The organism is Solibacillus sp. FSL W8-0372, assembly GCF_037969735.1.
GTDB classification, from domain to species: Bacteria; Bacillota; Bacilli; order Bacillales_A; family Planococcaceae; genus Solibacillus; species Solibacillus faecavium.
Genome location: NZ_CP150204.1, coordinates 3,083,517 through 3,100,182 on the forward strand (window position 1 = coordinate 3,083,517; position 16,666 = coordinate 3,100,182).

Genomic DNA, 16,666 nt, shown 5'->3' on the forward strand with positions numbered 1-16,666 from the left:
AACTTAAACACTAATCGCTCCTGTAATGACTGCAACGACAATGAGGAAAACAGATGTTAAAAAGCACCAAAGAAATGCATATTTTTGATATTCTCCCAATTCCTTTGAAATCATCCCGACTAGCAAAAATGTCGAAGCCACTAATGGACTCAAAAGATGTACTGGTTGACCAAGCACAGAGGCACGCGCGATTTCAATCGGTTCAACCCCAAATGATATAGCCGTTTCCGCCAACACAGGCAGCACTCCGAAATAATAAGCATCATTAGACATAATAAAAGTGAAAGCTATGCTTGTAATACCTACTATTAAAGGCAATTGTGAACCTAAAGATTCCGGTATTAATGAAATGAGAGCTGTTGACATAGCGGTTACCATACCTGTTCCTGATAGAACCCCAGTAAAAACGCCTGCAGCAAAAACTAGTGCTGTTACAATCAATGCATTTCCTGCATGCTTCATGATGATTTCTTTTTGTACAGTATTTTTTGGGAAGTTAATCATTAATGCAATAGCAAACCCAAAAATGAAAATAACAGATGGCGGCCATATGCCTTTTACTAGAATTACCATGACTACAGCTGTTAATACGAGGTTCGACCACCAACGAATTCGAGATGGCTTACCTACACTTTCTTCACCTGTATTAATAATGTGATCAATCGCAATCACATGAACCCCTACACGTTTACGTTCCTTCTTCCCTAAAAAATAAGCTACTATAAGTACCCATATTGCCCCAACAACCATTAATGGAATCAATGGAACAAAAAATTCCGTGGGGTCTACTCCGGTTGCCACAATGGCTCTTGTTGCAGGACCTCCCCAAGGTGTCATCGCACTCATAACACTTAAAGAGAGCATAGCGATAGTTGCCAATATCAATGGATTCATACCAATTTTCAAATATAATGGCAGTAAAGCAGAAACTGTAATCATGTACGTTGTTGTACCGTCTCCATCTAATGCAACTGCAAGTGCTAATGCAGCTGTTCCCATCGCAATTTTTACTGGATCTCCTTTGACAATCGTTAAAAGCCTTCGTATAAATGGATCAAATAATCCCGCATCAATCATTACCCCAAAATATAAAATGGCGAATAATAATAATGCAGCAGTTGATGATACTTGTTTCATCCCATCCAACATCATATCGCCAAGAGTTGAAGCAAATCCTGCAATTATAGCGAATACAATAGGAACTGTTATTAAGGCTACTATTGGTGACAAACGATTGCTCATAATGAGATAGGTAAACAGAATAATCATTATAAAGCCTAAGCTAGCTATCATATACCTCCCCCGTTCTTATTAATTTGTAAGCGGTTTACTATCCCCATTTTCAGAATATATGATATATTCAAATAAATAAAATAGATAGTTTTGAGCGCTACCGATAAAAAATTTTTATCTCAAGTAAAAACGAAGGAGATTTTCATGAATATAAATGACTGCCAATTATTAATAGATTTATATAAAACAAAAAATATTACACATACGGCTAGTAATCTCTATACATCCCAACCTGCACTGACTTATCGGATTAAACAACTCGAGAAAAAGTACAAAATAGAATTAATTGTACGCGGCTCAAAAGGAATCGACTTTACGGAGGAAGGCCGGATTTTATATGAGCATGCTAAACAAATATTACATAATGAAAGATTGCTAGTTGATCAATTAGCGAATTTAACCGTAGATACACAGGGCACGATTTCTATTGGCGCTTCTGGTCTGTTCTCGTTATATCAACTTCCGAAAATATTGAATGATTTTAAGGAGCTTCATCCGAATATTTATATACAACTAAAAACTGGCTGGAGCAGTGAAATTAAAGAAGCACTGAATGCAGAGGAAATTCACTTAGCAATTATTCGCGGGGATTATTCATTGAATGCAAAAAAACATACTCTTTGCACAGAAGAATTATATGTCGTTTCGAAAACGCCTTTTAAAAAAGAAGATATCCCGAACTTACCGTTTATCACTTATAAAACCGATATTTCGTTAAGCCTTATGATTGATAAATGGTGGCGCACTTATTTTCAGCAGCCTATTCGCCCTAGTATTGAAACCGATCAGGCTGCTACGTGCAAAGAGATGGTGAAATATAATCTCGGCATTGCTGTATTGCCCGGAATCAGTATAGAAGGAGAAGATTTATTTAAAATTTCATTAAACGATTTTGGAGAAGATATTTTTTATAGAGAGACGAGTTTATTTTATAACCCGTATGTCGAGAAGCTAAGACATGTTAATTTATTTTTGGATTTTTTAAAGGGGCATTATAGTAAATAACGGCAGGCTGGAGTGCTGTTATATTCTGCTATTTATAAAGGGGGGTCTTATGAAAAAAATTAGCATTATTGCTTTAGTCGTTATTATTTGTATAGGATTGTTTGTTTTTTTTAATGGAGAAATTGGTGAAAGTACTGAGGAGGCAAGAATATCTATATTAGGTGGATTTAGTGCTGAGAACGATGATTTCTCGTTTTCCATATTAGAAGTTTTAGACGAGGAGGAAGATAATATTATTACCGTCGATTTTACACATGATATTCGGAAATCCTTAACTACTAGTTTGATGAGGCAGCATGCGGAAAAGAATCCAAGTCCGGAACATCCGACTTCATTTATAGGATCATTAATTTTTACAGATAACGATGGTTACTTTAGAGAAATCCAGTTTTATAAGGATGAATCGAATCGTACATATATCAATTTCCCTTTAAGTTTTGAGAACTATGATAAATATTATGCTTTAACAACGGATCATTTCTCGGATCTGTTTTTACAATTGAGGGAAAGTCAGTAATTATAAAAGCTGGTGCTTGATACAAGATTCAGAGATACCCTTTTTCATCGTAGCCACTAAATCAACTAAGTGCATCAAATGAGTCAACAAATGCATTCTCTATGTATACTGTTGATACAGTGAAGAAAAACTTCAACAATTATCATAGAGTCGGTTGCTGAGACCGATATTAACCTTATACACAAAGGTGATTTTGCAGAAGAGTTATTCAAATCCTCCAATACGTACTTTTAAATAAACCCTATTTTCTCTTTAGTAAGTTAAAAAAGGGGGATGTCTAATACCAGTTTACAACAAAATCGTACGCGACCAAATACCACAAATCATTGAAAAGTCAGGTAGTAAATTCCCTACACGTATTGTACACACTTCTGAACATTTAACAGAGATCAAGAAAAAAATCGAAGAAGAAGTACATGAATATCAAGAGACAACAAATGCCCAAGATGCCCTGGAGGAACTAGCTGATATTTTGGAACTAATCCATACTGCTCTCACTATTCACGAAGTCACCTTTGAAGACCTTGAAAAAATTCGGATTGCGAAGAAAGAAAAGCGTGGTGGATTTGAGGAAGGGATTATTTAATAGAGTAGAGTAGTTGTGAATAGAGGATACAATGGGTGCTGCATGTTGGATTATGCAGCACCCGCTTAAATAAAATCTTTAATAAAAACCACTGAATTTATTTCCCCTAAACTAACAGTCTGTTTACATACTTTCTTTATTCCACCAACAATATTTTTGAAATGTCATTCCAACCAACAACTTTTCCTTCACTATCAAAATCTACCGATGAGTATTCATAACGCCATTGATTCAAAATATCATTAACAGTAGTTGGGGTACCCATCGCATTAATTACCTCTTGTTTTGTTGAACCTAATGTAAAAGAGTTACTTTCAGTTGTCTTGTTGAAGTTAACTTTCAACACATTAGAAATATCATCCCATTCAACAACTTTTCCTTCACTATCAAAATCTACCGATGAGTATTCATAACGCCATTGATTCAAAATATCATTAACAGTAGTTGGGGTACCCATCGCATTAATTACCTCTTGTTTTGTTGAACCTAATGTAAAAGAGTTACTTTCAGTTGTCTTGTTGAAGTTAACTTTCAACACATTAGAAATATCATCCCATTCAACAACTTTTCCTTCACTATCAAAATCTACCGATGAGTATTCATAACGCCATTGATTCAAAGTATCATTAATAGTAGTTGGGGTACCCATAATTTCCTTCACCTCACTTTTTGTCGATCCAACAGTAAAATATCCATCAACTTTGGTTGTTTCAATATTTATTTCATTGGCATTACTTGTAATTGAATTATCTTCAATTTTATTTATATCAGAATAGTCATCTATTTTATCTGTACTTTCTTCTATCTCGTTAATAATAGAATTAATTGCCTCAGTTTGTTTTGCTTCTTGCTCACTCATTATCGCTGAATTCCTAGGGTGTACGATTACATTATCATTGGCATCTGTAGCGTCTTCATACAAATTTTCATCATAATAATCCGGTTGGTAAACCTCATCTGATTGTATTGCCTCATAATAGATAAACAATATTAATAAAGCAATAATACCAACATAAACCCACCCTCTCCCAGACAAATAATTTTTTTGTCGAGACATATCTTTATCTTCGTTTTGATATGTAGTCGGATTTAATTTCTCTTTACTTACACCTTTATCTAGAGCGAGACTAATACCCACAATAATTATAGTGAGTAAATTAAGTATTACCCAAGTCTCCTTTGATGCATAAAAAGGTAAAATCGGATTATATATAAAAGCAATAGCACCATATAAATATTCAAAGCCAGTCTTATTCCCATTCTTAAAAACTTGAATTGCTAGAATAATTGAGACTACTGAAACAAATGGTCTTGAGAGCTCATAGTATATATATGGCTGATTTAAAATCCCTAAGTAAACAACCGCAATAATTAATATCCGCGCTACAATATTAATATTCATTTATAAATATCTCCCTCTATCCAATATTCCCATTTGCATAAGCATTAGCTACTGAATATAATAAATTTAAAATAAAACCTGTTATACCCATCCATAGTCCTTTTTCAGAAGATTTATTAAATTTAACTAAACCTACAATCGAAATAGTCATACCAATTAAAGGAATAATTCCAATCCACCCCAAAAATACTGATGCAACTCCAAACCAAAAGCCAACTTTGCAATAATTATTAGTTCTATTGGAGATACTATGATTAGCGGTTTCCATATGTTTTTGATTATCCATAATAACTAACTCCTCACTATTTAAATTCTAATGTAAAAATAATCCATACTTCCATCATATAGCAGATTTATTTTACTAGCTATTTAAAGTTAACATTGGGTATTTTAGTTTGAGTTCTAAAATATAAGATTACATACTTGAAACCACCTAACCGTTATTCAGTTAAATACTATAATCTCTATCAGTTTTAAGCGGTTTACCATGGGGGGGAAAGTGATATAACTATTCAAGAACTAAGACAAATTATTAACACAAACAATATCAAGAATACAGAAAACTACCAAAATGTATTATAGTAGTGCTTAGGAATATGATTAAATTAAGTATTATTAATATATTTTGGAGGATATATATGTCTGAAATTAAATTTGAAATTATAGACACACTAGGAGTGATTTCTGAAAATGAAACTAATTTTAAAAAGAAACTTACTTTAATAAGCTGGAATGATAGAGAACCCAAATATGATATTCGTCCTTGGAATGCAGATTACACGAAAATGAAAAAAGGTTTAACATTTTCTCTTTCTGAATTGCAGAAATTAAAAGAGATACTAAATAATTTACCAGAACTAGATTAAAAAAATAAGGTGGAATAAAAAATTCCACCTTCCAGACTGTAGACAAACTCGAAGAAATTCGAGTTTGCCTACAGTCTTTTTTGTTTTAAAATAAATTTAAAATGATGAAAACCGTTGATTTCCATTCCAGGGGACGCGTTTCGCGGGCGGGTGCCAATCCTCCTCGTCGCTACGCTCCTGCGGTGTATCGGCAGTCCCGCTATTCCCGCAGAAGTCGCCCCTTCCATTCCAATCAACTTGATCTATTCTTTCTAATATAGTTTATCTAAATCAAAGAGGTGTCCCGATATGATGACTAAAAACCAAATGAATGAACGTAATCAATTAGAAATGTTGACGATTGAACAACTTGTCCCAGAAAATCATCTCGTACGTAAATTAGAGGCAGCCATTGACTTTTCGTTTGTATATCCATTAGTTGAAAACTTATATTCACCTTTCGGTAGACCAAGTATTGATCCTGTTGTCTTATTTAAAATGACAATGATTCAATACGTTTTTGGTATTCGTTCGATGCGTCAAACGATTAAGGAAATTGAAACGAATGTAGCGTATCGCTGGTTTTTAGGCTTCGGTTTTCATACAGAAGTGCCTCACTTCTCAACGTTTGGCAAAAATTATACACGGCGTTTTGAGGATACAGATGTATTTGAACAGATTTTCTATCGCATCTTGAAAGAAATTGTGGATGCGGGTTTATTATCAGCTGACCATATCTTTATTGATTCTACGCATGTTAAGGCAAGTGCGAATAAACGAAAATTTGATAAGAAGATGGTTCGAAAAGAGACACGTGCTTATGAAGAAAAGCTACAAGAAGAGTTAAACATAGACCGTGAAAAGAACGGGAAAAAGCCGTTTCCACCGGAGAAGTTTGAAAAGGAAGAATGGAAAGAAATCAAAGAGAGCACAACGGACCCTGAAAGTGGTTACTATGTGAAGGACGAACGGACAAAACAATTTGCCTATTCATTTCATGCAGCGACAGATGAACGTGGCTTTGTATTAGGTACGATTGTGACACCGGGCAATATCCATGATAGTCATATGCTGCAACCGCTTGTTGAAAAGGTCATTCATCGTGTGAAAAAGCCTGTGGCTGTTGCTGCGGATGCGGCTTATAAAACACCTGCGATTACGAACTTTTTATTAGAAAATCAAATGTTGCCTGTTCTTCCTTATACAAGACCGAAAACGAAAGATGGCTTCTTCCGTAAACATGAGTATGTCTATGATGAGCACTATAATTGCTATATTTGCCCGAATGACCAGATGTTGCGCTATACAACGACGACGAAAGAAGGCTATCGCCAATACAAATCGAATCCAGCGGTTTGTGCAGATTGCCCATTTCTAGCACAATGTACGGAAAGTAAAAATCATACGAAAATGATTCAGCGACATATTTGGGCAGATTATCTAGAAGAAGCCGAACATCTTCGTCATCATCATGAAATTAAATCCATTTATGCAAAACGAAAAGAGACGGTTGAGCGTGTCTTTGCGGATGCGAAAGAGAAGCATGGTATGCGATGGACAACGCTAAGAGGCCTTAAAAAATTGTCCATGCAGGCGATGCTTACTTTTGCTGCCATGAACTTGAAGAAACTTGCCACATGGACTTGGCAAGGAGCTTAGATGAGGGCATCTTCCCTCGAAGAGGAGCCCTTTTACAGAACTTCGGAGCCTAATTTGATAAAAGAAATGACAAAAGGCATCGAGAGACGAGCTCTCGATGCCTTTTGTCGACAACCTGTAAGGTGGAATAAAAAATTCCACCTTCAAAACTTTTCTACTAACTTCTAAACTTTCCTTTTGGAATCCGGTTTAACTTTTGCAAACCAGGCTGGCTGATAATGTGTGACACTATGGCCTTTTTCAAGATAGCGGAATACAACGTTTATTTGTTTAAAATCCTCTATAATTGTCAGTAACTCATCTGATCCAATAATCCAAACCGTCTCAGAAATATATCGATTATCAATAATTTTATAACCCGCATTTTTCAACTCTTTTATTAATCGGGATGGCGTCCTAGTTGTAGTCTCATTAATATTTACTGTGTCTTCATTATTTTCTTCTTTCGGAATTTGAACACTTTCAATTTTCTCTTTCTTTTCTTCAACCCATATACTCCAGACAGGTAGACCATCTGAAATTTCATGTCCATCTTTATGGTACGTAAAGTATATTCCTGTAGGCAATAGATACTCTAATTCTTTTCTCAATATTTCTGTTCCAGATACATAAAGAACATTTGAAATCGGTCTATCTTGCAGTACCTCAAAACCTTCATTTCTTAACAATTTCTTAATTTTTTCATACTTAGGATTAATATTCTTTTCAAAAATAATTTCGTTAGTATGCATAGTTGCCTTTATATCAATTAGTTCATCTAGAAACTTTTCAACCATAGAGAGTTTGTCTGATTGCTGTACGACTTCCGAAATTTCTACACCCGATTCTTCTAAAGGTCCTAATATATTTTCATTTAGAACTTCCTTACGCAATATTTCATGTTCTGAAATAGACTCATCTTTCCAATCTAAATCCGGTTGAATACCCATATCATCCAATATACTCCACAAGGATTCTAATGCATTGTCAGGATTATTATAATAAGTACTACCTAGGACACGCCAGAATGTCCAGCCAGCCCTTTGTAAAATTTTCTCCCTTTGGAAGTCCCTTTCCTGATCCTCTTTAGAAGTATGCCAATGGTCGCCATCACATTCTACTGCTAATTTTGTTTTATCTCCCATAACCACTAAATCAATTCTATAACTATTCACTTTATATTGAGGAATCACTCGGTAACCACGGTTTGTCATTTCATCAAATACTCTTCTTTCAAACTCGCTTTCACACAACATTCGATTGGATTCATTTTCTTCTTTAAGCGGATTGGAAATATAAGATAATAATTGATAGCGTAAGCAGTCTTTATTACTAATATCATTTACTGAAACAGAGTGCATCAACCATAATTGATCTTTGGCACGACTAACTGCGACATTAAATCTTTGTCTAGCTTTCTCATCTACTAAAGCAGTTATTCTAGTAGCACCCTTAGCAGCAACCATCGAGAGGAAAATAACATCTCTTTCATCGCCTTGAAAACTATAAGCATCTCCGCATATGATTTTGCGTTCAACCATTACCTCTGCACCTATTTTATGAAGCAACTTATTTTGAATAAGTTTTGCTTGATTGGCCCCTAGCAAAGAAATTACACCTAACGTTTTGTTATCATATTGAGGGTTTTCTATACATTTTACAATTTCATTTACAATTGTATCCGCCTCTACCTCATTAAATGAGTTTTGTCCGCTACCTTCGCGAACTCCATGTGGCAAATATACTGATTTAATTGGTTCTAATCGATTTGATGGATATTGTCTTAAGGGAATAAGCGGCTTATTGCGATATGAAATCAAGTTTGAAAAACCAATTATTTCTGGCATGCATCTGAAATGTTCTCTTAGAGTAATCGTATCTTTAAACATGATATAGCAAATATCAAAGAATGAATTTTTTAGATTCAAATCATTTCCAAAATCAAAAGCTATATCATTAAAATATTTATGTTGAAGTTTTTTTACATCATTCTCTTCGATACCAATGATTGTAGGACTAATTTGTTTATCGTCCCCTACAATAATTATTTTTTTTGCTATATATTTCAACAGTAATGCCTCATGCCAAGATTGGCTGGCTTCGTCAATTATTACAACATCAAAAAGATTTGGCTGTATTTCGAAGTTTTCAAAAACTTGTTGAATCGGCATAATCCAAGCAGGTATTGCATCTATACATTTTTCCATATGATTTTGGGCTTCGGCACGGTATTTTGCTGCATGTTTACCTGTTCCTTTTCCAATATTTTTCACAGATTTCATCCAAGCTTTTAAATGTTGACTTTGTAAATTTGTCATAGACTGTAACATATTGATCCATGCTTTATTTGTTCCGATATCAATAATTGTTTTTTTTATAAGCGTTTCGGTAGAATCATAATTGGCCGATAGTTTCCTTTCATCTCTTTCAGAAAATTCATTTAGCCATGAATTCACTCGCTTATATTTAAATGCTTGGTCCCATATACCGATATGATTTTCCCAAACAGGATTATCATAAGAATCGTGTAATTGTCTTTCGAGTAAAGGAGAAATTTCCTTTAACTTATTTTCTACTTCACGTAGTGTAACATCCCTTTTCATTACTTCTTGATAATAAAAATAGTTTTTCAACTGTTTTTTTACTTCCGAAATATTTCTCACATTAATTGCTTCTATTAAGCTGTGATATAAGGGATGAGCAATAAGAGTTATTACTGATTCAACACGATTAACATAAGATTGAATATCTTTACTATTTTTTTCAGCATTTTCAACTAAACTAACTATTTGTATATTTAACTTTGCACTTTGTACGAAACCTTCATTAAATATATCTCTATTTAAAAAATGGTAATTACTTAAAATATCTTCACGCCATTTGTGTATTCTTAAAACTTTTTCCAATTGACTAAGTACTAATTCTATTTCGCTTATAAACGTAAAATTATTATTTAACGTACTTTCTTCTAAAAAAGCAGGGATTAGTAATTCTTTAATATCTTGTTTTGCTGTGCATAATTTCACATAGTCATTTAACAATTGTATATGATGTGCAGTTTTTACCGCCTGACCATTATAAGAAACCTGTTTTAATTGTGATTGATATTGCTTTACAATTTTAGGCTTCATAAAAACATTCCCTAAGTTTCCCCCCTGATTAATGTGATTAATTAAATCCTTTGCCATAATCCTTACACTTGCTAATTGAAGTGATTGAATATTAAAAAGTTCTTCATCTACTTTTGATTCATTTTCTAAAATAATTTGCAAAGCTTTATTTATTTTTGAATATATCTCCACCCAAATATGACCGCGATTAATAAAAATATCTTTTAAAATCTTTTTTAAATTTGGATATGTATTGAAAAGTAGTTCTTCTCTTAAACCATCGTACCTATTCAATTCGTTAAATAAAGCATCCCTCTTATTTTTGTCAATACTGCGGAAAGTCTCACTAAACTCCGGTACCTCATATGTTTGCAATTTTTTCATTTTGATTTCTAATTCTTTTTCTTCTTCAAATCTCTCACTGATTTCAGTAATATTTAGATCATCTGAAAAAGTAGGGTAATCATAATGAATGTATTCTACAGGTACATCTGTATATGAGTTCTTGAGTGTTAGATATCTTTCGACTAAATCTTTCTCTTGACTCCAAAAATCTTCTGGCGTATTAGAATCTATATCTGTTAAATACCATCTAAATCTTGTCTCTTCTTTTTTTAGTTTTTCAGCTATTTGTTGTGCTGTTCCAGTATATGAATTACCAAAATTATGTTGATATGTCTCTGCTTCACGCACTTCAAATAATTCAGTTTTTGTTTTGTTTAACTGTTGCTTAAGTAACTTTAATTCTTCTTCCTTTTTTTGAACAAAATCTGCTTTTTCTTTAAGATCAAATCTTTCCTTATTAATAGATATAGTACCAACTACTTTTTCTAAATCTTTAATTGAGGCAGAATCTCCCCCTAAATAACTAACTGTTAAATCCTGTAGATCCTCCGGTAATTTGTTTTTTAATACGCTTAATGCTTTGGCTGTATGACTTGTGATTAATACACGGTTACCTGTTGAAAGTAAATGTGAAGTTAAATTTGCAATTGTATGGGTTTTCCCAGTCCCAGGAGGTCCTTGAACTAATACACTGCTTTTATTACTAAGCGATTTAATTATCCTACCCTGCTCTTCATTTGATGAAAGCGGAAAATAGAATTCTTCGTTCTCTATAACTTTTATCTTATTGTCTTCGCTTTCTTCATTTAGCAGGTCATTTTCGGATGAATCACCTAAAAACATATTCGCTAAATTTTCAGGGATTTTTTCACTTATATCTAATTTTGTCAGTTGTTCTACTGCAGTATCACAAGCCTTTTGAAAGCTTTTCTGTGTTTTTTTCCTTAATATAAATGCTGGACTTAATGAGAAAACCGGTACTTCACTTCCTTTTGCTACAGGTATTTCTAAAGTATTCAGATAGCTACTTTTCGAATCCAAGGCATTGGATATACTTTTTATTATCAATTCCCATTGTGGAACTAAGATTTCATCTTCATTAATTTCAGATATCAGCTTTCTAATTCCCTTACTATCTTCACCCTGTAATTGGTATTCTACCGGTAACATATCTTCTTCAAATTCGAATACTTTGCCTTTATTTGCAGGAAGAAGAGTAAATGTTGCATTTTCTTTATTGAATTGCAATTCAACATTGGTTACTAAGGCATGCCTTTCTATAAAAGTGTTATTATTGATTCGCCATTGTAATAACCCAATACTTAATATCAATTCCATTGACTCAGAGTTAGTCTGTAAATTTTGATAAATGGTAAATAATTTATCATACAAACTCTGAATATGCTTTACTCTCTTTAATTCTTTCACAAAAGGTTCCCACTCTTCGTTGATAAATGTAGCTCTTGCTTTCACTATTTCTGGGAACTCTTTAATAAAAACTTCAATGTCTTCTTTTTCTTCTCCAATAGTAAATTCTCTAATCGTCGAGTCTATTAAAGTGTAAGTATAATTTAGCTTATTTAATTTTATCCAGTCTTTTAATTCTTTAGGGAGTTTTGGCTCAGAAGGTTGCATCGGTCTTTTCACAATTAACCATTCACTTATCAAATTACGAAAAGCATCTCTACATTCAGGTTCATTTGGAATATCATTATGTAACCATAGTACTTCCTCAAAACTTCGAAAAGATGATACAGGCTTTTGTCTTAATTTTGACAGTTCCTTTATATATTCAATTAATCTTGAAACTTTATAATTAAGTGGATATGTTGTCATTTATAGCACCTCTTTTACTTTATTTCTTAGCTAGAATTATCTTGAATCCGGTTGTTAGGATTACTAAAATCCTACAGTTCTATTCTACCAATATAAGGAATATACACAACAGTAATATTAATGAACTAAGTCTATACTCCCGCTAAATTTTTTAACTATTCATCAAATCATACTCATTTTTTAACCAATCCCTCGAACACACCCCTAAAATTTCTCCCAAAACAAGTACCTATTTCTAATTGTTTCATATGATTTATATGAAGGGGGGCGAGGGTTATCGTCTATACGGAAACGATTGATCTTCAAGGTCATTTATTTTATGCTGTAACTGTTCATTTACCTAAGACAACATTGCTGACGATTTCGAATGAGCGTGGTTACATTATGTGTGGTGCGCTCGATGTCGGTCTGTTAAATGAAAAATTGTCTGATCGCAAAATTATTGCGGGTCGTGCAGTTGGTGTCAGAACAATTGATGATTTACTTAAAGCGCCATTAGAATCCATCACACATGAAGCGAAAGTGTGTGGCATCGAAGAAGGTATGATTGGTGAAGAGGCTTTATTAAAAATGATTTAAATTGGTTTGATAACCAAATTTACATGCAAAAAACCGCTCTTTCAATTTTCTGAAAAAGCGGTCTATCTATTTATAGTTAAATTGCTCGGTTATAATAAGAAGCTTTCGTTCCTTTACTTCTTTTGACGGCTAGAAGCTCCTCTAATTTCTGAATATATTCATGATCCGTTGATATTCTTGTAAGGCTTGTTAATAAATAGGGTCTTAATCCGGAATTGATTTTTTGGAAACGTGCAAGATTAATCAAATACTTGGCCATCTTAAATGACTTTAAGTGGGTATGTCCATTTTTGAATTCCTTCTTTGTATTAACTACCATAAATTCTTGCTTTCGCCCTTTATAAAAAGGAATAATAATGAACTCATCTTTTTTGAAAATTTGATTCATATTATCTCACCCTTTTCTCGAATAATTCAAAACGATCTTTCACATATGGAGAAATATCAATCTTGCTTCCTTTTACCCCATTACCGCCTTTCCTCTTTTTTTGTTCTTATCTCTCCTTACCCTAATTATCGATAACTATATTCCAACTTCAATGAAAAAATAACTCTTTTAACAATTATTAACAACACCTTCATATTCTCTTACTGCACTATAATCCTAAAAGTTGCTTTTTCTTTGCTTCGAATTCTTCGGGAGTTATAATTCCTGCGTCTAGTAGCTCTTTATATTTTATGATCTCTTCGGTATTTGATATAGGTACAGGGACCGATGTGTGATCATTTTTGTTACTTGTTTTTAACTTATCCAGTATTTCATGAATGGCATTGTTTATTGCTGTGGCAGAACCGCTATCCAGACCAACCTTAAATTTCTCCTGGGGTGTATCGATTGTTAAAACACCAAATACCATCCCTTTTTCGAAAGAGATATCGTTAATTCTTTCATGGTTAACTGCTTTGAATTTTTCACCTGTCATTGATTTTTGTCCGAATATAATGCGCTTGTTCGTAATTGCGTATGCATAATTACTATCATGCTTTGTTACCGAGTTGTAATTGTGCAACCCTATAAATGTCATCAATACTTTTTCATCACGGATTAAATTATCCTGCAATACTTTAAAATGCTTTACTCCCCAACTTTGGTTAAAGCCCGATCCGAATTGATGATCTACACAGTACTGGTACATATTTTCTGCTCGTGACATTGGATCATCACCGAGCTTGTCTTCTTTTTCCTGAATAATGGCTTTCACTTCTTCAATTGTTACTTTGTTCACATTAATACGCGTTGCTCCGCCAGCTTCCTTTAAGCAGCTCGGACAAATCCACGCATTTGATTTTTTTAGTTTAAATCGATTCAATCCAACCTGTTGATTACACACACCACAAGTCGCTTTTAAGTCAAAGAAACCCATTCAATCATCTCCTGCTAAGTTATATTGCTAATAGATTAACCAAATTCCAGCTATCTATGAAGATGGTTATTGATAACGGAATTCCCCATAAAAAAATGGCAGCATCTTGAATGGATGCTACCGGGTTTTCTTATTACTTGTTGTTCTCTTCATAATATTTTAATGGGAGGAATTCCGCTTATTGACCTTAATATTTTGAAAAGTGCGTTTTCTTCACGATCAACAAACTTTTTCTGTGAAAATAACGGAAGTAATTTCCTTTATTTTGAATTTCCTTTGAAAATCCGCTGAAATAACGGAAGAAATTTCCGTTATTAGCCTATAAATCTTGAAAATGTATGACTTTTTCAACGATAAGGGAAAATCTTTCCTTTATTTAACCCCTAAACAGCGGTCGATCAGTAAATAGCGGAAATTTCTTCGCTTATTTTTGGTGAATAGGCAGGTTCATATAATTGGTTTTGGTAAATAACAGGAGAATTTCCGCTTATTTTTAATTTCTTTTGAAAATCTGCCGAAATAAAGGGAGAAATTCCGCTTATTGACCTGTAAATCATGAAAATGTGTGATTTTTTAACCAATAAGCGGAAATCTTACCCTTATTTAACCCCAAAACAGTGGTCAACTAGCAAATAACAGGAATTCCTCCGCTTATTTTACTGCCCATAAAAAGAAACAAACCGCCCCTCATTACTAAAAGGGGCGATTCGTTCTCATTCCTTTAATTCACTGCTGCTTCAACTAACGCTACATTCCCCACCGGCTCTGCTTTTCGGAAAATGTATCTGCCTTTTGTCTTCGGTTCCACAACCTCGCCGTTCTTTGCGATTACTTCGCCGCGGCGTATCGTCATTACCGGCCAGCCTTGAATGTCGCGACCTTCATAAATTGTATAGTCCGAATTGATCGGAATCGTATTTGCATCGATTGTTAGCTTCTTCTCTAAATCGACTAGCACTAAATCTGCGTCTGAGTCAATTTCGATTGTTCCTTTTTGAGGATACATGCCGTATGTTTTGGCTGTATTCGCGGCTGTCAGCTCGGCTATTTTTTCCAAAGGTAATCCATGCTTGAAATGGCCTTCGCTTAGCATTAGCGGGAACATGAATTCCGCGCCTCCGAATCCTAATACCGTTTTATCAATATCATAACCATTTTTAAATTTATCTTTCCAGAAAATCGATACGTGGTCTGTCCCGACAAATTTTACAATCCCTTTTTTAATGCCTTCCCATAACAGTTCATTATCTTCCTTATATCGCAGTGGTGGCTTAACAATTGCTCCTAAGCCTTTCTTATTGTCAACCGTTTCGAGTAAGTAGTGCGGACATGTTTCTACATTCACGATATCCGGATTGAAATGCGTCATTTTTTCCAATGCCTGCATACTTGTACCGGCACTCATATGCACGACTGTAATTTTTGCATCATAGTGTAAGGCTAATGTCGCACAACGTACTACCGACTCTGTCTCGACGATGTCTGGGTTATATTTTTCAAAGAAAATCAGTTCATTTTTATCGGAAATGCCCTCATACTTTTTCGTATAATGTTTCCCCATATCCACGTTTTCGCAATGAATGGCCAATACGAGATCCTTTGAAATACTGTTCATTTCAGCAAAAATATCCAATAATAGCTCATCATCCAATAAGCGGTCCGTGCCAAAGCGGCTTTGCTCCTGACCGCGGTAGCCTAAATATAATTTAAAGGAAGTGGAACCAAATTCATTCACGTAGGAGCGCATTTCATCCAAATGCTTGTTCGTCATAATGCCTAAATGGAAGCAAAAATCAATGATGCTTTCGTTTTCGCCAATCCCGATTTCCGTTGGCAGCTGATCTTTGTACGATTGGGAGCTGCGCATAAAGTTAATGACTGACGTTACCCCACCAATGGCAGAAGAACGTGATGTTTTGTAATAGTCTTCCGCTAAGCTGCCGTAAACGCCATAATGACTATGACCGTCGATTGCGCCCGGGAAAATATGCTTGCCTGTTGCATCAATAATTTCGGCATTGTGTTCATTTAAATCGTTGCCAATTGCTACAATGATTCCATCCTCTATCATGATATCTGCTCTTTTTACACCTTCATACGGAATAACTAAATTTCCACCTTTTATAATCGTCTTCATACTCATTCC

General features: G+C 34.3%; 13 protein-coding genes. 6 read left to right on the forward strand and 7 right to left on the reverse strand.

What is annotated here, in order from left to right; genetic code table 11:
• Window positions 1-3: 3 nt before the first annotated feature.
• Entirely contained in the window at window positions 4-1,293 is a 1,290-nt protein-coding gene (locus tag MKY13_RS15770; protein WP_336045660.1) for a citrate:proton symporter, read from the reverse strand.
• Window positions 1,294-1,437: 144 nt separating this feature from the next.
• Here MKY13_RS15770 and MKY13_RS15775 point away from each other — a divergent pair, with 144 nt between their 5' ends.
• From MKY13_RS15775 to MKY13_RS15785, 3 genes are all read left to right on the forward strand, one after another.
• Entirely contained in the window at window positions 1,438-2,298 is an 861-nt protein-coding gene (locus MKY13_RS15775) for a LysR family transcriptional regulator (protein ID WP_339213769.1), read from the forward strand.
• A gap of 49 nt (window positions 2,299-2,347) precedes the next feature.
• Entirely contained in the window at window positions 2,348-2,815 is a 468-nt protein-coding gene (locus MKY13_RS15780) for a hypothetical protein (RefSeq protein WP_339213771.1), read from the forward strand.
• 325 nt (window positions 2,816-3,140) lie between these two features.
• Entirely contained in the window at window positions 3,141-3,401 is a 261-nt protein-coding gene (locus tag MKY13_RS15785) for a nucleoside triphosphate pyrophosphohydrolase (RefSeq protein ID WP_339216956.1), read from the forward strand.
• Between the two features lie 136 nt (window positions 3,402-3,537).
• Here the strand turns inward: MKY13_RS15785 and MKY13_RS15790 are convergent, their stop codons facing one another.
• Both MKY13_RS15790 and MKY13_RS15795 read right to left on the reverse strand, forming a co-directional pair.
• Window positions 3,538-4,803 carry a DUF6804 family protein gene (locus tag MKY13_RS15790; RefSeq protein WP_339213774.1) on the reverse strand — a complete coding sequence of 422 codons (1,266 nt, stop codon included), beginning with the start codon at window positions 4,801-4,803 and terminating at the stop codon, window positions 3,538-3,540.
• A gap of 16 nt (window positions 4,804-4,819) precedes the next feature.
• On the reverse strand, window positions 4,820-5,089 hold the full coding sequence (locus tag MKY13_RS15795) for a hypothetical protein (protein WP_339213776.1): 270 nt from the start codon (window positions 5,087-5,089) through the stop codon (window positions 4,820-4,822).
• Between the two features lie 352 nt (window positions 5,090-5,441).
• Between MKY13_RS15795 and MKY13_RS15800 the strand changes: the two genes are divergently transcribed.
• Entirely contained in the window at window positions 5,442-5,669 is a 228-nt protein-coding gene (locus MKY13_RS15800; protein ID WP_339213778.1) for a PC4/YdbC family ssDNA-binding protein, read from the forward strand.
• A 288-nt stretch (window positions 5,670-5,957) separates the two neighbouring features.
• Complete coding sequence (locus tag MKY13_RS15805) at window positions 5,958-7,307, forward strand: IS1182 family transposase (protein ID WP_191701905.1); 1,350 nt, start codon at window positions 5,958-5,960, stop codon at window positions 7,305-7,307.
• 164 nt (window positions 7,308-7,471) lie between these two features.
• Here the strand turns inward: MKY13_RS15805 and MKY13_RS15810 are convergent, their stop codons facing one another.
• Complete coding sequence (locus MKY13_RS15810; RefSeq protein WP_339213780.1) at window positions 7,472-12,577, reverse strand: AAA domain-containing protein; 5,106 nt, start codon at window positions 12,575-12,577, stop codon at window positions 7,472-7,474.
• Between the two features lie 276 nt (window positions 12,578-12,853).
• On the opposite strand from MKY13_RS15810, the gene MKY13_RS15815 reads away from it, so the two are divergent.
• Window positions 12,854-13,156, forward strand: a complete 303-nt coding sequence (locus tag MKY13_RS15815) for a DUF1805 domain-containing protein (protein ID WP_339216958.1) — start codon at window positions 12,854-12,856, stop codon at window positions 13,154-13,156.
• 76 nt (window positions 13,157-13,232) lie between these two features.
• Here the strand turns inward: MKY13_RS15815 and MKY13_RS15820 are convergent, their stop codons facing one another.
• The 3 genes from MKY13_RS15820 to MKY13_RS15830 form a co-directional block, all read right to left on the reverse strand.
• A complete protein-coding gene (locus tag MKY13_RS15820) occupies window positions 13,233-13,544 on the reverse strand; it encodes a hypothetical protein (protein ID WP_191699728.1) in 312 nt (103 codons plus the stop codon).
• A gap of 208 nt (window positions 13,545-13,752) precedes the next feature.
• Window positions 13,753-14,520, reverse strand: coding sequence for a PH domain-containing protein (locus MKY13_RS15825; protein WP_339213782.1), 768 nt, complete (start codon window positions 14,518-14,520; stop codon window positions 13,753-13,755).
• Window positions 14,521-15,241: 721 nt separating this feature from the next.
• A complete protein-coding gene (locus MKY13_RS15830; protein WP_339213784.1) occupies window positions 15,242-16,657 on the reverse strand; it encodes an amidohydrolase family protein in 1,416 nt (471 codons plus the stop codon).
• Window positions 16,658-16,666 lie beyond the last annotated feature (9 nt).